At 65.2% G+C, this 21,218-nt stretch carries 19 protein-coding genes and 1 pseudogene; 11 read left to right on the top strand and 9 right to left on the bottom strand.

Going from position 1 to position 21,218, the window contains the following annotated elements:
* The first annotated feature begins 234 nt into the window (after nucleotides 1–234).
* Entirely contained in the window at nucleotides 235–1,548 is a 1,314-nt protein-coding gene (locus tag N4S67_RS08170) for a diguanylate cyclase domain-containing protein (protein WP_260992449.1), read from the top strand.
* On the opposite strand, the gene N4S67_RS08165 is transcribed toward N4S67_RS08170, so the two are convergent.
* Entirely contained in the window at nucleotides 1,508–2,281 is a 774-nt protein-coding gene (locus N4S67_RS08165; RefSeq protein WP_260992448.1) for an aminoglycoside phosphotransferase family protein, read from the bottom strand. The genes N4S67_RS08170 and N4S67_RS08165 overlap by 41 nt on opposite strands.
* Nucleotides 2,282–2,429: 148 nt before the next feature.
* Nucleotides 2,430–3,293, bottom strand: coding sequence for a VOC family protein (locus N4S67_RS08160; protein WP_260992447.1), 864 nt, complete (start codon nucleotides 3,291–3,293; stop codon nucleotides 2,430–2,432).
* Between the two features lie 177 nt (nucleotides 3,294–3,470).
* On the opposite strand from N4S67_RS08160, the gene N4S67_RS08155 reads away from it, so the two are divergent.
* The 3 genes from N4S67_RS08155 to N4S67_RS08145 all read left to right on the top strand — a co-directional run bounded on the left by N4S67_RS08155 (nucleotide 3,471) and on the right by N4S67_RS08145 (nucleotide 8,314).
* On the top strand, nucleotides 3,471–5,912 hold the full coding sequence (locus tag N4S67_RS08155; RefSeq protein WP_260992446.1) for a S15 peptidase family protein: 2,442 nt from the start codon (nucleotides 3,471–3,473) through the stop codon (nucleotides 5,910–5,912).
* A gap of 45 nt (nucleotides 5,913–5,957) precedes the next feature.
* Nucleotides 5,958–6,389, top strand: a complete 432-nt coding sequence (locus tag N4S67_RS08150) for a hypothetical protein (protein ID WP_260992445.1) — start codon at nucleotides 5,958–5,960, stop codon at nucleotides 6,387–6,389.
* A 116-nt stretch (nucleotides 6,390–6,505) separates the two neighbouring features.
* On the top strand, nucleotides 6,506–8,314 hold the full coding sequence (locus tag N4S67_RS08145) for a serine/threonine protein kinase StpK7 (protein WP_260992444.1): 1,809 nt from the start codon (nucleotides 6,506–6,508) through the stop codon (nucleotides 8,312–8,314).
* Here N4S67_RS08145 and N4S67_RS08140 read toward each other — a convergent pair.
* Nucleotides 8,311–8,598, bottom strand: a complete 288-nt coding sequence (locus N4S67_RS08140) for a hypothetical protein (RefSeq protein ID WP_260992443.1) — start codon at nucleotides 8,596–8,598, stop codon at nucleotides 8,311–8,313. The genes N4S67_RS08145 and N4S67_RS08140 overlap by 4 nt on opposite strands.
* A 348-nt stretch (nucleotides 8,599–8,946) precedes the next feature.
* Between N4S67_RS08140 and N4S67_RS08135 the strand changes: the two genes are divergently transcribed.
* A complete protein-coding gene (locus N4S67_RS08135) occupies nucleotides 8,947–10,521 on the top strand; it encodes a diguanylate cyclase domain-containing protein (protein ID WP_260992442.1) in 1,575 nt (524 codons plus the stop codon).
* Between the two features lie 4 nt (nucleotides 10,522–10,525).
* Here N4S67_RS08135 and N4S67_RS08130 read toward each other — a convergent pair whose 3' ends face one another.
* The gene (locus N4S67_RS08130; RefSeq protein WP_260992441.1) at nucleotides 10,526–11,965 is read right to left on the bottom strand and encodes a DUF4185 domain-containing protein; all 1,440 of its coding nucleotides are present in this window, start codon (nucleotides 11,963–11,965) and stop codon (nucleotides 10,526–10,528) included.
* Nucleotides 11,966–12,166: 201 nt separating this feature from the next.
* On the opposite strand from N4S67_RS08130, the gene N4S67_RS08125 reads away from it, so the two are divergent.
* A complete protein-coding gene (locus tag N4S67_RS08125) occupies nucleotides 12,167–12,976 on the top strand; it encodes a DUF1206 domain-containing protein (protein ID WP_260992440.1) in 810 nt (269 codons plus the stop codon).
* Nucleotides 12,977–13,024: 48 nt separating this feature from the next.
* Nucleotides 13,025–13,198 carry a CsbD family protein gene (locus tag N4S67_RS08120; RefSeq protein ID WP_260992439.1) on the top strand — a complete coding sequence of 58 codons (174 nt, stop codon included), beginning with the start codon at nucleotides 13,025–13,027 and terminating at the stop codon, nucleotides 13,196–13,198.
* A 17-nt stretch (nucleotides 13,199–13,215) separates the two neighbouring features.
* On the opposite strand, the pseudogene N4S67_RS08115 reads toward N4S67_RS08120, so the two are convergent.
* Nucleotides 13,216–14,026: pseudogene (locus tag N4S67_RS08115) on the bottom strand (polyphosphate kinase 2).
* Nucleotides 14,027–14,313: 287 nt separating this feature from the next.
* Between N4S67_RS08115 and N4S67_RS08110 the strand changes: the two are divergent.
* A complete protein-coding gene (locus N4S67_RS08110) occupies nucleotides 14,314–14,838 on the top strand; it encodes a DUF5994 family protein (RefSeq protein ID WP_260992438.1) in 525 nt (174 codons plus the stop codon).
* Nucleotides 14,839–14,918: 80 nt separating this feature from the next.
* Here the strand turns inward: N4S67_RS08110 and cspE are convergent, their stop codons facing one another.
* Nucleotides 14,919–15,122: a transcription antiterminator/RNA stability regulator CspE gene (gene cspE / locus N4S67_RS08105; RefSeq protein ID WP_260992437.1), complete on the bottom strand. Its 204-nt coding sequence runs from the start codon at nucleotides 15,120–15,122 to the stop codon at nucleotides 14,919–14,921.
* 307 nt (nucleotides 15,123–15,429) lie between these two features.
* Here cspE and N4S67_RS08100 point away from each other — a divergent pair, with 307 nt between their 5' ends.
* Entirely contained in the window at nucleotides 15,430–16,365 is a 936-nt protein-coding gene (locus tag N4S67_RS08100) for an NAD(P)/FAD-dependent oxidoreductase (protein ID WP_260992436.1), read from the top strand.
* 3 nt (nucleotides 16,366–16,368) lie between these two features.
* Here N4S67_RS08100 and N4S67_RS08095 read toward each other — a convergent pair whose 3' ends face one another.
* Nucleotides 16,369–16,815: an STAS domain-containing protein gene (locus N4S67_RS08095; protein ID WP_260992435.1), complete on the bottom strand. Its 447-nt coding sequence runs from the start codon at nucleotides 16,813–16,815 to the stop codon at nucleotides 16,369–16,371.
* A gap of 284 nt (nucleotides 16,816–17,099) precedes the next feature.
* Nucleotides 17,100–18,890, bottom strand: a complete 1,791-nt coding sequence (locus tag N4S67_RS08090; protein ID WP_260992434.1) for a thiamine pyrophosphate-requiring protein — start codon at nucleotides 18,888–18,890, stop codon at nucleotides 17,100–17,102.
* A 188-nt stretch (nucleotides 18,891–19,078) separates the two neighbouring features.
* Between N4S67_RS08090 and N4S67_RS08085 the strand changes: the two genes are divergently transcribed.
* Both N4S67_RS08085 and N4S67_RS08080 read left to right on the top strand, forming a co-directional pair.
* Nucleotides 19,079–19,600, top strand: a complete 522-nt coding sequence (locus N4S67_RS08085; protein WP_260992433.1) for a DUF5994 family protein — start codon at nucleotides 19,079–19,081, stop codon at nucleotides 19,598–19,600.
* Between the two features lie 53 nt (nucleotides 19,601–19,653).
* Complete coding sequence (locus N4S67_RS08080) at nucleotides 19,654–19,812, top strand: DUF6307 family protein (protein WP_260992432.1); 159 nt, start codon at nucleotides 19,654–19,656, stop codon at nucleotides 19,810–19,812.
* Here N4S67_RS08080 and N4S67_RS08075 read toward each other — a convergent pair.
* Nucleotides 19,809–20,975, bottom strand: coding sequence for a N(5)-(carboxyethyl)ornithine synthase (locus N4S67_RS08075; RefSeq protein WP_260993048.1), 1,167 nt, complete (start codon nucleotides 20,973–20,975; stop codon nucleotides 19,809–19,811). The genes N4S67_RS08080 and N4S67_RS08075 overlap by 4 nt on opposite strands.
* Nucleotides 20,976–21,218: the final 243 nt, after the last annotated feature.

Below are 21,218 nucleotides of genomic sequence, written 5' to 3'. Positions count from 1 at the left end.
CTTGGTCGGCGAGGTGATGCGGTATTGCAGCTCAGAGTAAGCCGACCGACAGCGATCTTGAAGTATTTCGCTAACGTGTTGCGCTTTGCTGTAGTCGTTTTCGCTCTCGTAAGTAGACCTCAGAGCCGCGGTGCGCGGACGCGCCGGATTTGCTTCGATGTGACAAGCAATGTGTGACCTGTGGTGGAATGGTGACCGTAGAGAGGCAGAACTGCGCGACGAAGGGTAGCCGCGGTGGCGAAGCTGGTCGACCAGCGAACCGACACCGGCCTGAGCGAGCAACGGTATCGCCGGCTGGTGGACCACAGCCCCGACGCGATCTGCGTGATCCAGGACGAGTGCCTGGTGTACGTGAACGCCGTCGGGGTGCGTTGGGTTGCCGCCGATTCGAGTGCACAACTGGTCGGCCGTTCGGTGGCCGACTTCGTCGAACCCTCCGCTCTGCCCGCGCTGCGGGCGAATCTTGCGAAGCTGGAGGACATCGGCGACGCATCGGCGCCCACCCCGGCGCGAATCCTGTGCCTCGATGGCCGCGCCATGAAGGTCGATACCGTGGCCACGTTGACGGTGTGGGAAGGCCACCCCGCCTACCAGGTTGTCTTCCGTGAAACTCACCCGAACGAATCCGCCGATGCGGCTGAGCATTTCGAGGCCGTCGTGGAACACCTCGAAGACGGTGTTCTCGTGGTGCGCCACGATGGATCCATCAAGTCGATCAATCCGGCCGCGCTGCGGATACTCGGCCTTCGCCGCGAGCACATCACCGGGAGTCTTGCGACCGGAGCGGAGTCCTTCGCCATCTACGACGTCGACGGGGTGGAGCTGCCCTTCGAGCGGCAGCCCGCCAAGAGGTTGTCGCGCGCGGGTTTGTCGTTCACGCGGGAGGTCTTCGGGGTGGACCTGCCGAGTGGCGAACGCAAGTGGCTGCTCACCAGTGGCCGACTGCTCAATCCCGACGACTTCGACAACTCCGACATCCTGATCTCGTTCTCCGACATCACCGCTCAGCGCGCGCAGGTCGAGATCCTGATGCACCAGGCCAACCACGATCCGCTCACGGGTCTACCCAATCGCGCCTATGTGTTGCGCCGGATCGGCGACGCGCTCGCTTCGGCCGGCGCCGCGCCGCTGCGAGCTGTGTTGTTCATCGACCTCGACAACTTGAAGAGCACCAACGATTCGTTGGGTCACGAAGCGGGCGACGAATTGTTGAAGGCGGCCGCGGCGAGGTTGCGCAGGGCCGTCGGCGCGAGCGACGTCGTCGGACGGTTAGGCGGCGACGAGTTCGTCATCCTGATGTTCGGTTCGAGGCGTCGCCGGCTGGCCGGTCTGACGGACCGGGTGCGGCATCTGTTGGCGGAGCCGATCGTGATCGTCGGTACGGAGATGCCGATCCGGGCGAGTGTCGGCGTGATCGAAGTCGAGCCCGACGACTCGCGGACAGCAATCGAGATCCTGCGCGACGCGGACCGGGCCATGTACGAGGTCAAGAGAGCGGGACGCGCATTCAGTCCTGCACCGCCTTTGCGAGTGCGACGAACCTGGTGAGGTCGGCGCGGGCACGGGTGGCTTCCCTGAGCACGCGTACCAGTACCCAGGCGCGCGCGAGGTTTTCATCGAAGCCCGCCGCGTCGACCAGGCGATAGAAGCGGCGCTGCACGCCGCCGCGGATGTCACTGGCGAACTCGTCCCAGCGGTGCCACAGCATCGGGGCCAGTTCGTAGTGTGGATCGCCGTTGACCGGTGTGGGCGAGATCGCCAGCCACGGCTCCCGGTCGGCCGCCAGCACGTTGGCGTAGTGGAGGTTGCCGTGCACGACGGTGGGGGCGGGCTGCTGCGCCAGCTCGCGGCACAGCGTTGCGGCCTGTTCGACGAGCCGGTGCGGGATAGGCGCACTGCGGGGCAGTGAGTCGAAGTCGGTGGCCCACTCGCCGAGAAGCGTTGGCAGCGTGCGTAGTTGCGGTACGGCGGGGATGTGCAGGCGCGAGTAGAGGCCGGCGACGATGTCGCAGGCGTCGATGTCGGGCAACGCCTCGAGCGAGTCGGTGTGCAGCGGCTCCAGCAGTAGGGCCTGGCGGGTAGGGTCCGCCCGCAGTAGCCGCACGGCGCCGTCGCCGCCCCAGCGCCGCAGGACGATGTGTTCGTGCTCGGACTGACCGATCTTGAGCGCGGCACGTGAGCCGTCGGCGGTGCGGACTGGATGCACGACGGAGAAGCGCCCGACGATGGGTTCACCGTCGTCGCGAAGCTGCCACTGCGCCAGCAGCTCTCGCGTGGTCAAGCCGTCAGCAGCGCGTCGCACATCACCGGACGGTCTCGAGCCCGCACACCCCTCGCATGATAGATCGCGTTGACGACCGCTGCGGGGGAGCCGACGATTCCCCCTCGAGGGAGGCAGCGCCGCCCCTTCGACGCCGATGCTGTGTGCGCTACCGTCCCTGGGACGGCGTGAACTGGCTCAGCGTCAGCTCGGCGCCCTGGGGGTCGCGCACCGTGGCGGCTTTCGTCCATTCTGTGTCGTCAGACGACAACACAGTGGCGCCGAGCTTCTCGGCGACGGCCACTGAGTCGTCGCGATCGGCGACGGTGAACGTGACGTGCCAGCGGTCGCTGCCGTCGGTCAACGGCGCCAGCCAGGCGATCGCATCCTCGAAGCCCGGCGGCGCGGAGATGCCGGACTGCCGTTCGCGAATGTCGGGGTCGACGGTAGCTTCGAGGTGGTCGCCGTACCCCGGCCGTCGGATCATCGTCGCGAAGCCCAGATCGTCGAACTGCCAACCGAACACTGATGTGTAGAAGGCGGCCGCCATGACGGGCTCGGCGGTGTGGAGATCGCTGAAGTTCCAGCAACCCGGCCCGTTGACGAGTTGAGCGCCCAGCCGACGACGCGCTTGCCACAGTCGGAATTTCGCGCCCGCGGGATCAGTGCATCCGGCCAGCCGCCCACCGGGACCGGCGTCCACGGGATCGATGGTGACCGCGCCGCCGGCGGCGCGCACCTGTGCCGCCGCGGCAGTCGCGTCGTCGACCGCGATGTACGTGTTCCACTGTGCCCCAATGCCGGACGCCGCCGGACCGATCGCCGCCACGTCACGTCCGTCCAGTGTGGCGATCAGGTAACTCCCGGGTGCGGCCGGGACGGCGTCGGTGAACGTCCAGCCGAACAGCCCGGTATAGAAGTGCTCAGCCGCGTCGACGTCGGCCTGCTCCGTGTCGATCCAGCACGGGACGCCGGCCGGGTACTTGCGTTGAGCTGCCGTGTTCTCTTCGGCGTCCTGCTGGTGGGAGTTCACCCAGACATTGTCCACGCCCGCGGTGAGAACTCCCCGGCGTGACGACTGTTATCAGTTAGGTGGTCGGTGCAGTGGGCTGACTTCCTCGCGGTCGCATACCCCCGAGCCAATCGACAAACCCGGGCGATTCGCCCGGAACGGCCACGGCGGTCCTGACTCCCCGGTAAGTACATGTGTATGGGAGCGGGGAAATACATCGGACGAATCGGCGGGCTGGCGGTTGCCCTCGGCATCGGGGCGGCGGTGTTCACCGGCCCCGGTGTGGCGTGGGCCGAGCCGTCGGAAACATCGAGCACATCGAGCACATCGAGCACATCGGACACGTCTGACACGTCTGACACGTCTGACACGTCTGACGCGTCGGACGCGTCGGACGGTAACGAGACGTCCGGCCCGGAGACGTCGAAAGACGGCAAGGCGCCGAAGGACGCCGCCGCTTCCGAGCGGCGATCCAACAGACGCGACAGGGAATCACAGCAGCAGAAGCAGGAGGCGACCGAGAAGGCGGCCGTCACCGAACGCGGCGACGATGGACCGAAGACGACGTCGGAGCCGCCGGCGTCGGCCGCGCCCATGGCCGAACCCGAGCGAAAGGCCGAACCCGAACCTGTCGCTGTGCCGGCCGAACCGACGCCGGCCCCCGTCGGCGCGCAACTGCCGACCACCACCGAGACGTCGACCGAGACGTCGACCAAGACGTCGACCAAGACGAAGCCCGAACAGACCGTCGACCCGATCACGGTCGCGGTCTCGCGTCTGGTCGACGCGTTCGTCGATCCCTTCGCAGGCAACGCCCCGAGCGGCCCGGTCGACTCACCGGTGGCGTGGACGATGGCGGCCGCGGCGCGCCGCGAGTTCACCGACGAGGCACCGAAGCTCGACAAGGCGGTCGATCCGGTCACGATGAGCCTTGTCGCCGCAGAGGTCGAAGAGGCGTTCGCACCGGTACCCGTCAGGGCGATCCCGATGACGCCGCTGCTGCAGCCGCTTCAGCAGATCCCGCTCTTCGGGCCGGCGTTCGTGACACCGATTGTCGGGGTCATCAAGGCGATTCCGTTCATCGGCGACGTTCTGCATCCGATCGTCGGGTATCCGCTTGGATGGACTGGCGGCAGCACACCGCGCGACTACAAGGTCATCTCCGAGGACGGCACCGCGATCTACGTCCACTTCTTCCCGGCGTGGAAGTTCGACGAGAGTGGCAAGGCGCCGACGATCCTCAACGGTCCCGGGCTGTCGCTGCCGGGGGAGACGGTGCCGACCGCCGAAGACAACCCGTTCCTGCCCAACCAGGTCATCGGTATGGCGCCACTGCTGCGCAACGGTTACAACGTGGTCACCTGGGACCCGCGCGGGGAGTGGAGTTCGGGTGGGGTGCTGCAGATCGACCACCCCGACTACGAGGGCAAGGACATGCAGGCGATCATCAGCTTCATCGCCGCCCAGCCCGAAGCGCGGCTCGATGCGGGTTACCTCGACCCGCGCATCGGCATGGTCGGCGCCTCCTACGGCGGCGGCATCCAATTGGTGACCGCGGCGATCGACAAGCGTGTCGACGCGATCGTGCCGACGATCGCGTGGCACAACCTCAACGATTCGCTGTACAAGGCGGGCGCACCGAAGACGAGCTGGGGCGCACTGCTCACCGCGGCCCTGTTGTTCACCGGCGCGCGTGTCAATTTGCAGACCTACACGGCGGTGTTCACCGCGCTGTTCACCGGCCAACTGCCGCAACGGGATCAGGACTTCCTCGACGAGCGGAGTCCCTTCGCGCTGCTGGACCAGATCGAGGCGCCGACGCTGTTGTTCCAGGGCACGGTCGACACGCTGTTTACTCTGCAGGAGGCACACAACAACGCAATCGCGTTGCAGGACAACGTCGTTCTGAAGGTGGTGTGGTATTGCGGCGGGCACGGCGCCTGCATCTCCAGCCACAACGACGGCGAATTGATCGAAGACCGGACGATGCGTTGGCTGAACAAGTACGTCATGGGCCGCAACGTCGACACCGGCCGGAAGTTCGAGTGGGTGGATCAGCACGGCGACGAGTACGAGTCGGACGAGTATCTGCCGCCGGCGGGTGTTCCGCTCCAGGTCGCGTCGGGGCAGGGCGGGAAGCTGCCGATGGCGCTGCTGTTCGGTGGGTCGGGTCCGAACTGGCGGGCGTTCGAGGCCGGGCCCATCAACGGACTACTGGGGTTGCTGTCGGGCGCGTATGCGACCAACGCGGTGGAGGTCACCGCGACGGCCAGCCAGACCACGTATCTCGTCGGCGCACCGCGGCTGAAGTTCACGTACTCCGGAACGGGTGTCGCGCAGCACATCTACGCACAACTTGTCGACACGAAGACGGGCCTGGTGCTGGGCAATCAGGTGACACCGATCAAGGTGACGCTGGACGGCGAGCAGCACGAGGTCGACATCCCACTGGAGATGGTGGCGCACACACTGCTGGCGAACGAGTCGGTGAAGCTTCAGATCGTCGCGTCGGCGGTGCCGTACCAGACGTTCTGGGCGTCGGGCGAGGTCAACGTGTCGAACATTCACCTGTCGCTGCCGACGGCGGACGCCGCGGCGGTGATCCCGTCGAATGCGGATGCGATCACCACTGCGGCTTGAGAATTGGTGACACGCCGGCACCTCGAGTCCTGAGAAACTTGATGGGTGACTGCGTTTCGGGCCGCACTGGTCATCGTGTTCACTTGCATCGCCATGGCGGGCTGCGGGCTTCTCAAGCGGCCCGCGGTGGAGCTGACGTTCGAAGACCCCGTCGAGGTGAAACTCAACGCGTTCAGTGAGGACGGCGGTCCCCCCAGGCCGTTGCGCGACCTCACCGACTTCGACTGGGATGAGGTGCACGTCTTCTACGAAGGCGATGCGCGGGAAGAAGTCGAGGACATCGTGGGCGACCTGGTGTTCGAAGACGACTACTACGGGTCCTCGGGCAGCCTGCTCGTGTTCGAGAAAGAGGGCGCAGTGGTCAAAGCGCTGGCGATGAGCGGTGAGTTCGTCCGCGGAGCCGGACCTAGTTGGCCGGGCGACGTGCTCCTCGAACCGTACGGGCTCGGCTATCTGCGGCTCGTCGAACCGCAGTGACGAGCTGACGTTTTCCTCGCGCGAAATTGACGAGCGCGGTTACAGCGCTGGCAAACGTGGTGTAGTTTTCGATCGACACATGAGGCGGGGGAAAGCCGCTGCCGAGGAGTGAAGCGGTGGAAGCGACACCATTCGGGCACTATCAGCTGCACCAGCTGATCGGCCGAGGCGGGATGGGTGAGGTCTATAAGGCCTACGACACCAAAACCGACCGTATCGTCGCGCTCAAGGTACTTCCGCCCTCCATGGCCACCGACGAAACCTTTCAGCAGCGTTTCCGGCGCGAATCGCAGGCCGCCGCCGGCCTGAACGACCCGCATGTGGTGCCCATCCACGGCTACGGCGAGATCGACGGCCGGCTCTATCTGGACATGCGGCTCATCGAGGGCCGCAACCTGGGCACCATGCTCGGCGACGCCGGCAAGCCGCTGGACCCGTCGTTCGCGGTGCTGATCGTCGAGCAGGTGGCAACGGCGCTGGACGCCGCGCACGACGCAGGCCTGATCCACCGCGACGTGAAGCCGTCCAACATTCTCATCACGGGTCGAGACTTCGTGTACCTCATCGACTTTGGGCTCGCCCGTACAGCCGGTGAGAAGGGTCTGACGACGGCGGGCAGCACGCTCGGAACCATGGCGTACATGGCCCCCGAGCGGTTCGAGGGCAAGCCCGTGGATCCGACGTCGGACATCTACGCGCTGACGTGTGTGCTCTACGAATGCCTGACGGGTGCGCGGCCGTATCCGGCGGACAGCCTCGAGCAACAGATCGCCGGGCACATGACGCAACCGATACCGCGGCCGTCGGCGATGAACCCGAAGCTTGCGGCGTTTGACGAGGTCATCGCGAAGGGCATGGCGAAGAAGCCGGCCAAGCGTTACCAGTCGGCAGGCGAGTTGGCCGCGGCGGCGCGCAGTGCGCTCGATGCGCGCGTGCGCACCATCGGCAGTGGACGGCACGCTGCCCGGCGCTCCCCCCAACGACAGCGACCGCAGGTGTCCCGCAAGGTGTTGGCGGTGGCCGGGTCAGTGGTCCTGGTCGCCGCGCTGGCGACGTTCGGCGTGCTTCAGTGGCGCGGGGGCGGCGGCGGCGACGCGCGGCCCGCCGGCTTCGCGGAGAGCACGGCACCGGCGACGCCGGTTCCTGCGCCGGGTGCGGTGCAGGCGATCGCTGCGACGGTCCCGGAGGACATCCGGTCGACCGGGCGGTTAGTCGTCGGCGTGCACACGCCGTATGCCCCCAACGAGTTCAAGGACGCCAGCGGACAGATCGTCGGTTTCGACGTCGACCTGATGAATGCGGTCGCGCGGACGCTGGGATTGGCGCCGGAGTACCGCGAGACGGCCTTCGAGGCGATTCTGCCGTCGGTGCGTGCGGGTGACTTCAACGTCGGGATGTCGTCGTTCACCGACACCAAGGACCGCGAGGAGTCGGTGGACTTCGTGACGTACTTCCAGGCCGGCACGCTGTGGGCGCAGCGGACCGGGTCGGGAATCCACCCGTCGAAGTCCTGCGGGCTTCGCGTGGGGGTCTCGTACGCGACTTTGCAAGAGACAGAGGACATTCCGAACAGGAGCGAAGAGTGTGTGGCGGCCGGTCAGGCGCCGATCGAGAAGGTGGTCTACGTCAGCCAGGACGACCTGAACGAAGGCCTCGTCAACGGCGAAGTCGATGCGATGGCGGCCGATTCACCCGTCGCGGGGTTCGCAATCAAGACCTCGGGTGGCGCGCTGGAGGCGGCAGGCGAGGTCTACAACTCGGCTCCCTACGGATGGCCGGTGGCCAAGGGTTCAGCGCTGGCCGAGTCACTGCGCCAAGCGCTGGCGCACCTGATCTCGACCGGTGAGTACCGGACGATCGCGGTGATGTGGGGCGTCGAGAAGGGCATGATCTCCACGCCGGTGGTCAACGGCGCCACCCGCTAACCGAAGCGCTGCACGCCGCGGTGTCGCAGGTGTTGTGCCGCGGCGGCCTGGCGATAACCGACGCAGACGCCCGACCCCTCCGAGCCGTCGCCGGGACTGCCCGAAAGCACGCCAACGGCACGGACCGTCGGTTCGTCGGTGTCGGCGTCGCCGTGGTTGCTGTCTGCACTGCGACCGGACTGGTGATCGCCGGAGTCGGCGATGGCAATCGCCGTGCAGTTGGCACCCCCCAGCAGGGCACCAACGACCGCGCACACAGCGATCGGCCACTGCACCCGACGCATCGCGCCCCCAAGCCGCGGCGTGACCCCGATACTAGTGTGATCTTAACGTGGGCAATCACCTGCCGAACACAAAAACCGCAGCCCCAGTCGATAAAGCGCGCGTCGATAACTGTTCCGCAAACGTTTAGGACGGGCACCGTCGAACCCAGCGAAAATCGCTCATGCGCGGTCGCCGCTGGTGTCGATGATGAGAATTCGGCGCGTCCGGGCAACGTCACGTTGCGGTTTTTGGCGGAGCAGTCAATTACTTGGTGGAGGCCAAGACAGAGTTGTCGTTCGCTGCCGCAACCGCCAGGCAGAGCGTTACTGTGACCGCAGCAAAGCACGTGGGGAGGGGTTGCGACGCAGTTGTCACGCGAAGACGTCGAACGCACCGACCACGGCTTGACCGAAGAGCGATACCGCCGGCTCGTCGACCACAGCCCGAACGCGATCTGCGTGCACCAGCGCGGCCGCCTGCACTACGTCAACGAGGCGGGTCTGGAATGGATGCGGGCCGCTTCGGCCGACGAGCTCATCGGACGGCCATTGACTGACTTCATCGATTTCGACTCGATCGAGGCGGTATCGGAGCGTGCCGCCGAACTGCGTGAGATCGGCGACTGCTCCGAGCCGTGGATCGTGCGGATGGTCCGCCTCGACGGCACGAGGCTGGACGTCGAAGCGGTCTCGGTGCTGACACTGTGGGAAGGCGAACGGGCCTATCAAGTCATCTGCCGCGATGTCAGCGCGCAACGCGCGGCGGAGGCGACACTGCGCTACCAGGCGGCGCTGGTCGATCGGATCAGCGACGCGATCATCGCCATAGACGACAACTATGTCGTCAAGAGCTGGAATCGAGCGGCCGAGACGATCTATGGCCGCTGCGCCAAGGAGGCGATCGGCATGCCGGCCATCGAAGCACTCGGCGCCGAGCTCGGTGTGATGACGAGCTCCGGCGGCGGCGTCTTCCATTCCGTTCACCACCACACCGACGGCACGGCCTTGGACGTGCGAGTGTCGGTGGCGCGCATCGACACCGGCTATGTGCTGGTGAGCTGCGATCTGACGGCCCAGCGCCGTGCCGAACAGCACTTCGCGTCCGTTGTGGAGTCGCTGGAGGAAGGCGTCGTCGTCTTGGACAAGAACGGCATGATCAAGTCGCTCAACCCGGCGGCGATGAGATTGGTCGGCATCTCTCAGGATCAGATAGGAACCGACTTCTTCGAGCGCACTGGCCAATTCGCACTGTACGACGCGAACGGCAACAATATTCCACCGGGACAGCGCCCCGCGGAGATCACCATTCGCACGGGTGAACCGTTTAGTCACCTCGTCCTGGGGTTCGACCATGTGGAAGGACACCGCGCCTGGCTGACGTCTTGCGGTCGGCTGCTTCACCCCGGGTTGCCAGGACAGTCCGACGTGCTGATCACGTTCTCCGACATCACCGATCAACGCGCGGCCTCCGAACAACTGGTCTACCGCGCCACCCACGATCCGCTCACTCGCCTGCCGAACAGGGAGTACGTGCTGAGCAAGATTGCCGCGTCCGAACATGTGAGGACGGTGGTGGTGTATATCGATCTGGACGACCTCAAGGCGACGAACGACACGTTGGGACACAAGGCGGGCGATGATCTGTTGTGTGCCACCGCCGATCGGCTTCTGGAGTTCGTCGGGCCCGGCGACGTGGTGGGCCGGCTTGGCGGCGACGAGTTCATCGTGTTGATCTGCGATTCCGCGCCACCCGAGGACTTGGCGGACAAGTTGAAGCGACACTTGGCTCGTCCGGTTTCGATCGCTTCGACGACCACCCCGATAAGGGCGAGTGTGGGTCTGGTCGAGGTGCTCGCAGACGACCGCCGGACCGCGGAGGAGATCCTGCGTGACGCCGATCTCGCGATGTATGAGGCCAAGCGCGCCGGCCGTAATCGTCGCTGAGCCGTTACGGCAGAACCGTTTTCATCAACATCACGTTGTACGCCGACCACAGCGAGACGTTGTAATAGAGTTCTCTTCCCGTCGACCACGGGTGCAGAAAGGGCGCGTACACCCCACCCGGGAACTGCGAGGAGGGCACGAGTAGTCGCTCAGGGCTCCATGGTCCCTGCGGGGCGGGCGCGGTCCTGGCGACGATGTCGTTGTTGCCGTTGCCGTAGACCGTCAGGTACTGCTTGAGATACGCGTTGTACTGCGCCGACATCTCGCTGACCGGGCCCGGGATGACCGGCGTGGCGGCGCCGGGGTTGTTCGGCACCCAGGCGTTCTGCGCCGAGTTCCAGTACTCGTACTTCGTCGGGGCGGGCACATAGGCCGGCAGGACACGCGAGATGAACGCCGACCCGCCGCGACCCGACGGGGTGCCGAAGGAGTAGAGGTAGGGGTCGCCGGGGCCGGGCCGCAGGAACGCGCCCATCTGGAAGTTCTCATTCCCGGGGACGTGCGTGACGCCGGAAACGCGGTCCGGGGCGGCCGTGCGGACTGTTCCCGGATAGATGCCCCAGTGCTCACCGTTATCGGGGGACACGGCGATGGCCGAGAAGTTCGTCGTCCAGCGGCCGGGGCTGTCCCAGCTTCGGATTGACATGAAGTTGAGGTATTGCGTTGTGCCGACGGAGATTCCGCTGGTCGGGATGATGCCGGTCTCGTTGGAGGCCCACTTCGTGCTGTTGATGATCTGTTTGGACAGGCCCGGCGCCCACAGTGGGGATCCGGAGTATTTGTTGGACACCTGGCCGTCGGGCACCGCGATGGTCTTGGCGAGTGCGCCGTCCTGAGTGCGCAAGAGCATGTTGTAGCGCCACTGTTGGCCCTTGACGGTGCAATAGCCGTAGGTGTCGCCGAAGGCCATGAGGATCTGGCGGTTATCGGAATCGCCGTTGTCCCACATGATCCCGAGGTCGGTGCCGGTGACCGCGAAGCGGCCGACCGTGTTGTTCGGGCTTTCCGGCCCGGTGACCCAACCGACGAGCGAGGTGCCGGGTGGGGCAGGGGGTGGCGGCGGGGCGGCAGCAGGGGCGGGTTGGATCTCGTTGGCCTGCGGAGGGTTCGGTGAGGGCTGGACAGGGTCGACGGCAGCTTGCTGGTCGACCTGCGCTTCGCGCGGACTCAACACGCCGAGCAGCGCCTCGGAAACATGGCCGAGTCGGGGCAGCGGGGCGTCCTCGTCGGCGCCGCTGGGCTGCTGGCCGACGGGCCTGCCGTTGGAGGACGATGGCAGCGACGGGGTGGCTTCGGTGTTGGATGCGGCCGGAGGTTGGATGGCGGCCGTGGCACCGGTGCACGGGTCGGCGGCGGCGGGCGGCGCGATGACCATCGCGAGGCTCAGGGTGAGTGCGGCCGACGACGCCATCGATATCGGGACGATTCGATGACGCGGCGACATGTCACACCTTTCCAGAGGCGGACGTCGCTATGACGTCAGCGGGCTGATGTGACGTTAGTGATCAGGCTGACCAAAGTGATCATTGGTGCACCGTTCGGTACGCGTTCGTGACCGTGTCGCAACCCCGCGGCGCGCGAGGTCCGGCCGTTTCAGTGCCCCATGCCTCGGGTAGTTGAGCGGGATGTTCGGCCTGGACATGGCGTGACGTTCAAGGGGGCGGTGCACCGCGCGACGGGCAGCCGTGCCGTGCGCTTCATCGCCCGCGCCGGCTACCCGATCAGCGGGGTGCTCCATCTTCTCGTCGCCTACATGATCGCGCGCATCGCCCTGGGCTCCGAGGGAGAAGCCGACCAGGCAGGTGCGCTGGCCACGCTCGCGACCGAGGGCGGCGGGGCCGTCTCGCTGTGGGTGGTCGCGGCGGGACTCATCGCTCTGGCGATGTGGAGACTCGCTGAGACGGTGCTCGGACTGCATCCCGGGGAAAGCGCTGATGCGCATCGTCGGCACTCGCCGATTCTCAACAGGCTCAAGGCCTTCGGTTTGGCGCTCGTTTATCTCGCCGTGGCCGTCACTGCGGTCCAATTCGCGGTCGGCGCCAGTCGGCGCGGTAGTCAGCAGACGGCTGGTCTGAGCGCGCGGTTGATGCAGAGCGATGGCGGCAAAACCATTCTGGTCCTCACTGGGTTGGTGATCGCCGCGATCGGGAGCTACTACGTCCACAAAGGCGCATCGCGGAAGTTCCTCGACGACCTCAATCTGCCGGGTGGGCGGCTGATCACCGTACTGGGTGTCTGTGGCCACGTCGCCGAAGGAGCGGTGGTCACCGCTGCCGGTCTTTCGCGGATCGTGGCGACATACCTGAGCGATCCGGCCAGGGCGACGGGTCTCGATGGCGCGGTCGAGTCCCTGGGGCGGGCCCAGTTCGGCGAAGTGATATTGCTTCTCGCCGCAACGGGTTTCGCAGCCTACGGCCTGTACAGCTTCGCCTTGGCCCGCTACTCACGCATGTGAGGGCCTTTCGAACGTTTCCGCAGCACACTGAGGAGGTACTCCCTGGCCATGAGTGCAACCGATAAAGCAAAGAACAAGGTCGAGAACGTCGGCGGTAAGGCCAAGGAAGCCCTGGGCAACGCCACCGGCGACGCGCGCACCCGCGACGAGGGTCGAGGCGACCAGGCCAAGTCCAACCTCAAGGACGCCGGCGAGAAGATCAAGGACGCCTTCAAAAAGTAGCCGGCCTTCGTCCGCCGCTAGTCCTCCAGGGCCCGGCCCACGATCAGCGGATCGGGTTCGCCGACGACGTCGTCGTCCTTGTCGTCGTAGTCGTACCGCGACAGCAGATAGCGCATGGCGTTGATGCGTCCGCGCTTTTTGTCGTTGCTCTTGACCACGATCCACGGCGCGGCGTCGGTGTCGGTGGCAAGAAACATCTCCTCCTTCGCCTCCGTGTAGGCGTGCCACCGGTTGACCGACTCCATGTCCATGTCCGAAAACTTCCAGTGCCGAAGTGGATCAACGAGACGGATCGCGAATCGGGTTCGCTGCTCGGCTGGCGACACCGAGAACCAGAACTTGATCAGGTGGATGCCTTCGTTGACCAGCATCTGCTCGAACGCCGGCGCCTGCCGCATGAATTCGGCGTGCTGTTGGGGCGTGCAGAAGCCCATGACCCGCTCGACTCCGGCGCGGTTGTACCAGGACCGGTCGAAGAACACCATCTCTCCGGCTGTGGGGAGGTGCGTGACGTAGCGCTGGAAGTACCACTGTGACTTCTCGAGATCCGTCGGCTTCTCCAGCGCGACGACGCGGGCGCCTCGTGGCACCGGTGCGCTTGCTCCACTTCTGCAGCTTGAGCAATTCGATCTGCAACGCCCGCTTGCGCTCCTCGTACTCGGGACGGGGCATGCGCTCGTCGTACGGGTAGCGCTCGCGCCACGTTTCGGTGGGATTGCCGGCGCGGTCGACCAGGACCGGATCGTCGTCATCCTCGTCGTCGACGGTGTACTCGTGCTCGGCGGTCGCGAGCGCTTCCAGGTCGATCTGAGCATCAGCAGTAGTCATTGACGTCCTCTCGGGTGTCGTACCCGGTACTGAACGAACGGCAAACGTCGGTATGGGTGTACCCTTGGACAAGGCGCTTCGCCTCAACAACCTTGAGTCTCGTTTCTGGCGCCGTGAGCTTTTACCCCCTATGCGGGCCCGTCCCTACCTCTCAAGGACTCTTTATGGAATCAACCGATCTTTTCTCACACCCGTACAAGCCGGAAGTTCAACCGAGCAAGGAAGACGCTGCAGAAGCGGTGCAGCTCCCCTCGTTCTCAGACCGGCAAGACTGATATGTCCCCCTCATGAACGGGCTGACGGGAACCCGGCGTCTAGCCCGTCCTGTCAGGCTGTCGCTCGCGCGGGACCTGGGCGGCGACATCGACGGGGCCTGGTGGCCGCACAGTGCGGCGGTGGCGCGTGAGCTGCCTGAATTCATCCAGCTCATGCATCGTCCCCTCGGCGAAGTCCTCGATATCTGCGTCAACTGGTCGAACTCCGAAGCCGCGATGGATCTGAGCACGATCGCGTCGGGCGCGGGGTTGGTGCGCGGTGCGCAGCACCGACGGCCCCGTCTGATGGCAGTGACCGGTCGCGACGGGTGCTTGAGGCTGCTCGTCGTTCCGCATCTGACACCGCAGGCCCTCGGCACGATGGTGATGCGCTGCGCGGCGGCGATGCCGGCGCCGGAACCAGGGCGTGAAGCGCAACTGTTGGAAACCGCAAATACCGTGATTCGCCTTGCGGAGGCCGAAAGCGCCCGTTGGACAACACACATGAACGGTGAGAATGCAACGGATCCCGTTGCCGCCCAACCTGTTCACGACTAGTGATGGAGCGGGCGCAGACAGACGAAAATGGGCTGGTGCGGAAATATTCCGCACCAGCCCACTGTCACGTGTGAGGCCGACTAAACGGCAGTGACCCCAACTGCCTGCGGGCCCTTGGCGCCCTGCTCGATCTCGAACTGGACGCGCTGGTTCTCGTCAAGCGAGCGATAGCCGTTGCCCTGGATCTCCGAGTAGTGGACGAAGACGTCCTTCGAACCATCGTCAGGCGTGATGAAGCCGAAGCCCTTGTCGCCGTTGAACCATTTCACAGTTCCCTGTGTCATCTACTTACTTCTTTCATTTCCTTGCGGATGTACCAAAAACATCCGTAAAAAGTTTAGCACACTAATCAACTGACCATTGAAAGACGTTGGGGCCTAGGAAAACAGGCGCCCTGGGCCGAAACGCCCTCTGAATCTGCGCACACATCGTCCAGACGTGACCCCGCGGTGTGGCCATTCGACCGAAATCTGACCGATTGGACAACGGAGGTTTGCCGTCGACCCACCCGGGAACTTTCTGCGGACCGGAACGCGAATGCCCCTTACGTCACCGTTGGGGCGAGGACGAAGCCGATGTCGGAGGTACCGGATGAGTGGTCAGTGGGAGTGCGCTGTGGTCGGCGCGGGCGCGGCCGGCCTCAGCGCCGCGCTGGTGTTGGGCAGGGCCCGCCGACGCACCGTGGTGATCGACGCCGACCAGCAGAGCAACCGCGCCTCGTCGGGCATCGGCGGCCTGCTCGGGTTCGATCAGCGCCCGCCGGCAGAGCTGTACGCAGCAGGTCGCGACGAATTGTCGTCGTATCCGAGCGTGGAGTACCGGCGCGCCAGTGTCGAGGTCGGCCGACGCGTCGACAACGGCTTCGAGCTCGAGGTGGACGACGGCGAAGTGATCCACGCGCGGCGCGTGCTGCTCGCGACCGGCATGCAATACTGCCCGCCGGAGATCCCCGGCCTGACCGAGTTGTGGGGGACGTCGGTGTTTCAGTGCCCGTTCTGCCACGGCTGGGAGATGCGGGACAAGCGGCTGGCCGCACTCGCCGCGGGTGAGGAGGCGGTGCACTCAACCTTGATGCTGCGGGGGTGGACCGACGACGTGGTGTCGTTGACGGACGGGCACTCGCAGCTGTCGTCGGAGGACGAGGATGCGCTGCGGACGGCAGGAGTGACGATCGACGACCGCCGCGTCGTCGAATTGATCGGCGAGGAAGGACAATTGACCGCGATCGCGTTTGCCGACGGCACCCGGCTCGAGCGCGACGGCCTTCTGGTGGAGGCGCCGCTGAAGCAGCGGTCACCGCTGGCCGAGCAGCTGGGTGCCTCGTGTACGCCAGGGCCGCTCGCCGCGGACGCCATCAGTGTCGACCAGATTCACCGCACCGAAGCGGGCGGGGTGTTCGCCGCGGGCGATGTCTGCACCGAGCAACCGCATCTTGCAGGCGCGATCGCCGCCGGCGCGCAGGCGGCCATGATCATCGTGCAGAGCTTGCTGGCTGACGAGTTCGGTTTGCCGTATCCGCCGACGTAGACGCTAACCCGCCGACGGCACGTGTTGCCGGCACTGCGCGAGGCGGTCCAGCCTTGCCAGCCCCGAAACGAGGCTGGCGACAAGTGGTAATTCGTGGTCGGGGTCGCAGATGGACAGCAGGCGTCGCACCGGGTGACTCCCGACGATGATCCAGTCGACGTCATTGCGAGCGCAGTGCACGCTGATGTAGTACAGCGCCGTGAACGCCTGGGTGCCGACGAAGTCGACGGCACGCAAGTCGAGCACCAGTTGCCGGGAGATTCCGGTGTGCTGCTCGACGTAGCGGCCCAGTGCCCGCCCGTTGAGGGCGTCGAGATCACCAACGACGGCGACAGCCAGCCGCGACGACGACAGCCGTCTGACGGCGAACGTCGCCCGTCCGCACTGTCGTTGATCTTCCGTGAGGGCAGGATCCGGTCGGTAGATCCGGACGGTGCCAACCGCAGCCATGTACACATCCCCCAGGTTGTATTGCAGAGGTGGCGCCGGACGGCCATCCTGGGCGAGCCCAGATCAGGCGCCGCGGCGGGCTGGGAACTCAACCACGATAGAGAGTACTACGGATCTCGTGGCGTGTGAGGTGCTTCACAGAACTTTTCAGTTATGCCCTCTAACAGTGTGTTTCATCCAGCAAGCGAAATTCCGTCAGTTGCGCGTGCGTCAAGAATATCGACGAAAGCGACGGATTCCGTAGCTGCCGGGTTTGCTGGGGGTGGAACCCGGCGCGACGGCCGTCACGTCGGAGGGCCATCCGTATTTGCTGCTTCAGCCGCACGCTGACGTTGCACGAGGTTCTTCGCCTCATCGGCGCCCTCCTCGTCGAGCGCGGCGTACACCTTCTCCACCTTCTCGTCCGGCATCAGCGGCGGTAACAACGGCGCGGCCGGATCGACAACGGCCTCGATGACGAACGGCCGATCCGCTGCGAGGGCGCGCTGCCACGCCCCCGTCGCCTGTGCGGATTCGTCGATGCGGGCGGCGCCGAGGCCAAGAAGTTCGGCGTAGTCGGCGTACGGGAATGACGGCACGGACTGCGACGCGGGAAAACGCGGGTTGCCCTCCATTTCCCGCTGCTCCCAGGAGACTTCGGTCAGATCGCCGTTGTGCAGCACCAGCACGACGAAGCGTGGGTCTGCCCAGTCACGCCACCGGTCGGCGATCGTGATCAGTTCGAGCAGACCGGACATCTGCATGGCGCCGTCGCCGACGAGGGCGACGACGGGCCGGTCCGGCGCGTCGAGTTTGGCTGCAATGCCGTAGGGCAGCGCGCAACCCATCGACGCGAGGTAGCCGGAGACGTGGGCGGGAACGCCGGGCGGCAGGCGCAGGTGGCGTGCGTACCAGTATGTCGACGATCCGACGTCGACGGCGACGCGCGCGTCGGCCGGCAGATGCTCCGACAGCTCGCGGACGACGAACTCCGCGTTGGCGTTAGTGGTTACCTCGGCGCAGCGCTGGTCGGCCAACGCGTGCCATCGCTGTGTCCAGTCGTGAACCCGGTCCGCCCATCGGCGGTCGGTCTTATGCTCGATAAGGGGCAGCAGCTTCGAAAGTGCTTGTCGCGCATCGCCGCATACTGCGACCTCGATCGGATACTTGGCGCCCAGCACCCGCGGCTCGATGTCGATCTGCACAGCCCGGGCCTGGCCGGGCGCGGGGTAGAACTCGGTCCACGGGTCGTTTGAACCGACGATGAGCAAAGTGTCGCAATTCGCCATGAGCTCGGCGCTGGCCGTGGTGCCGAGGTGGCCCATCACCCCGGTGTGCCACGGCAGCGATTCGTTCACAATCGGTTTGCCGAGAAGCGAAGTTGTGACCCCACCGCCGACCGCATCGACAACGGCGGCGATCTCGTCGGCAGCATTCGCCGCGCCGCGCCCCACCAGCAGCGCAACCTTGCTGCCGGCGTTGAGCACGTCGGCTGCCTGGCTCAGCTGAGCATCGGGGGCGGTGATGTGCGGCCGCGCGGACAGCGGTGACGACGGTACGACCCCGTGGCTGTGCGGGGTCTCATCGGGCATCTCGGCCTGTTGAACGTCGTGCGGAATGATCAGACACGTCGGCGTGGACGTCGCGATGGCGGTGCGCATGGCGTTGTCGAGCGCGGTCAGCGCCTGTTCGGGGGCGAACACGGTCTGGACGTACTGGCTGCAAACGTCCTTGAACAACGAATGCAGATCGACCTCTTGGAGGTATCCGCTGCCGAGAGCGGTGGACACCACCTGGCCGACGATCGCCACGACGGGACGGCGGTCGAGCTTCGCGTCGTAGAGCCCGGCGAGCAGATGGATGGCACCGGGCCCCTGGGTGGCGATACAAACTCCGACCCCACCCGTGTACTTCGCGTGGCCGCATGCCATGAACGCGGCGAGTTCCTCGTGCCGAGTGGCGATGTACTCCGGGTCCCCGGAGCGTTGCAACGCACCGAGCAGGGTATTGATTCCGTCGCCGGCGTAACCGAAAACCCTTGTCACGTCCCACTGTTGAAGTCGACCGACGAGGGCGTCCGCGACGAGCTGTCCCATACCTGCTTCTCCGTATCCGTAGTGGTGGCTGGCTATCCAGCGCCTATGAGTGGGCTACCCCGAATCCCCCGCTCGAAGCGTGTAGCGCGTAGACTGGGCTTATCGACGACATGTCGTACGTGACCAACTGAGATCGCGTCGTCGTCGATTCGAAAGATTGGCCCATCGAGGTCAAGACGGGATGTCTTATGACACCGCCAGAAAGCCACGCCGTTGCCGGTCGGGGCACCACAGGACCTGAGAACACACCGCGGTTGAGGTTGAAGCCCAAGGCGCCGACAAGCGGACACGTCGACGGGGCATGGTGGCCGCACAGCGACGACCTCGCCCACGAGCTACCAGATCTGCTCTCGGTGTTGTCTGTGCGCCTGGGCGTCATCGAGCGTGTGATGTACAGCCTGGCCGAGTGGACCAACGTGCCGACACGAATGATGAGCGGAGACCGAAAGGTTCGGCTCGACGGTTACCGCGGCCAACCGGCCAGCACGCTCGAAGTGCTCGGAATGAACAAGACAAGAATTCTCCTGATCGTCGTTCCACCGCACACCGATTCCGACCTCGCCCACGAGGTGATGATGACCGCGGCCGCACCGGACAACGTCTCGTCGGTCGATGACCTGCTTGCGATTACCACACACGATCGGGAAGTTCGCGACCTGACCGCTGTCACCGAACGCCAGTGGGCGGCAGGCGCAGGAGCCACCCGCTGAGAACAGCCACGGCTCAACCGACTTCTCACCATTCGACTCAAAAGGAATCACTCATGACTTCGGCCCAAACGTTCCGCACGCCGTACGACGACCGCATCGACGTGGTTCAGCGCGTGATCAGCAGCCATTCCGATCTCGACGATGTCGCGGCGGGCGATCTTGCCGTGCACGTCCTGCACGCGTTGAACTCGATCCCCGAGAAGGTCCGCTAACCACTCACGCCTGGGTGCGGGTAGGCCGCTGCACGGTGCTGGAAAGACAAGATGCTGGGGTTCAGTACGACGCCGTCCCGGATCTCGATCGCCCGGGCGATGGTCGGGCTCTCGTCCCATGCCGTCGGTCCCCCCAGAAGTGTGCCGAGATGCGGCAGTAAGGCCTCGCTGATCTCCCACGTCGCGGAGTTCCACAAGTAGGACGGGCTGTGGTCGACGGCGTAGTAGCGCACGCCGTTTCCAACTTCGACGACCGGGTGTGCGAATGACGTCGGTTGTGCCCAGCCGAAACCCATTCCCGCGTCGCAGGAGACGTCGACGATGAGGCTGCCGGAAGCGAATAACTCGAGCTCGTCGGTGGCCACGAAGACCAGCGGCGCGCTTGGATCTTGGAGGACGCAATTGACGACGATGTCGTTGTCGGCGAGGAAGTCTGCCATCGGGACAGAACCGTCCGGCGTCTCCGCCCGCGTCCGGCCGGGATCGTCCGCATCCTGTCCCATCTGGACCATCTGTGTGGAGTGGATGGGTGAAGCCACCGCGGCCACGTCGCGATTGGTCAGCACCCGCACGTCGTCAACCCCGTGAGCGTTAAGAGCAGTCACCGCTCCGCGCGCGGTAGCACCGAATCCGATTACCGCCGCACGCATTCGACGTCCGTAGCTTCCCGTGACACCGGCCAACTGCATAGCGTGCAGGACGGAGCAGTAGCCGGCGAGTTCGTTGTTCTTGTGAAACACGTGCAGCCCGAAGCTACCGTCAGCGTTCCAGTGGTTCATTGCCTCGAAGGCAATCAATGTCAGCCGCCGGTCGATGGCACATTGCGTCAGTGCGGCGTCCTGCACGCAATGCGGCCAGCCCCAGATTATCTGTCCGACTTTCATTTCCGTCAGATCGTCGGCCTGCACCTTGGGCAATACGATGATGTCGCATTCGGCGATGAGCTCTTCACGCGTTCGGATTCCGCCGACCAGTCCTGCCAGCCCGGCCTCGGACGCACCGAACAGCTCGCCATAACCGCTTTCGAGGAATACGTGCGGGCGCAGCTCCTCGTCGATCTTGTCGAAGTGTGCCGGGTGAATCGGCAGCCGACGCTCGTCGGGCTTGCGCGAACGCGCCAGGATTCCTAGCGAACGATATTGTTTTTCAGCGGGTTCCGACATCACACCAATACCTGGTTTTCGTCAGGCAACCCAGCGACGCGGCCGCTCAGGGTTTCCTTGGATGCATGAGGGACTCGGTTTGCGAGGTTCGATCCGACTTCAGACGCTTGTCTGCGCGTTTCTCTTTGAGCGACTTTCCGGACTTCTTACTCATCGTCTTGCGTGGAGACTTGTCAGACATCACTGCCCCTTTGACGTGGGGGCCTTGGTGGTCCCGATGGTCTCACCCTACGTCTTTAGGCC

The sequence above is a fragment of the Mycobacterium deserti genome, assembly GCF_025345615.1.
GTDB lineage: Bacteria > Actinomycetota > Actinomycetes > Mycobacteriales > Mycobacteriaceae > Mycobacterium > Mycobacterium deserti.
This window is presented reverse-complemented; position numbering and strand designations above follow the sequence as displayed.

Coding starts and splice junctions, on each gene's coding strand:
- N4S67_RS08095 (WP_260992435.1), bottom strand. CDS start 16,815: ATGGCTGCGGTTGGCACCGTCCGGATCTACCGACCGGATCCTGCCCTC.
- N4S67_RS08100 (WP_260992436.1), top strand. CDS start 15,430: ATGAGTGGTCAGTGGGAGTGCGCTGTGGTCGGCGCGGGCGCGGCCGGC.
- N4S67_RS08080 (WP_260992432.1), top strand. CDS start 19,654: ATGACTTCGGCCCAAACGTTCCGCACGCCGTACGACGACCGCATCGAC.
- N4S67_RS08120 (WP_260992439.1), top strand. CDS start 13,025: ATGAGTGCAACCGATAAAGCAAAGAACAAGGTCGAGAACGTCGGCGGT.
- cspE (WP_260992437.1), bottom strand. CDS start 15,122: ATGACACAGGGAACTGTGAAATGGTTCAACGGCGACAAGGGCTTCGGC.
- N4S67_RS08110 (WP_260992438.1), top strand. CDS start 14,314: ATGAACGGGCTGACGGGAACCCGGCGTCTAGCCCGTCCTGTCAGGCTG.
- N4S67_RS08090 (WP_260992434.1), bottom strand. CDS start 18,890: ATGGGACAGCTCGTCGCGGACGCCCTCGTCGGTCGACTTCAACAGTGG.
- N4S67_RS08085 (WP_260992433.1), top strand. CDS start 19,079: ATGACACCGCCAGAAAGCCACGCCGTTGCCGGTCGGGGCACCACAGGA.
- N4S67_RS08155 (WP_260992446.1), top strand. CDS start 3,471: ATGGGAGCGGGGAAATACATCGGACGAATCGGCGGGCTGGCGGTTGCC.
- N4S67_RS08140 (WP_260992443.1), bottom strand. CDS start 8,598: ATGCGTCGGGTGCAGTGGCCGATCGCTGTGTGCGCGGTCGTTGGTGCC.
- N4S67_RS08130 (WP_260992441.1), bottom strand. CDS start 11,965: ATGTCGCCGCGTCATCGAATCGTCCCGATATCGATGGCGTCGTCGGCC.
- N4S67_RS08075 (WP_260993048.1), bottom strand. CDS start 20,975: ATGTCGGAACCCGCTGAAAAACAATATCGTTCGCTAGGAATCCTGGCG.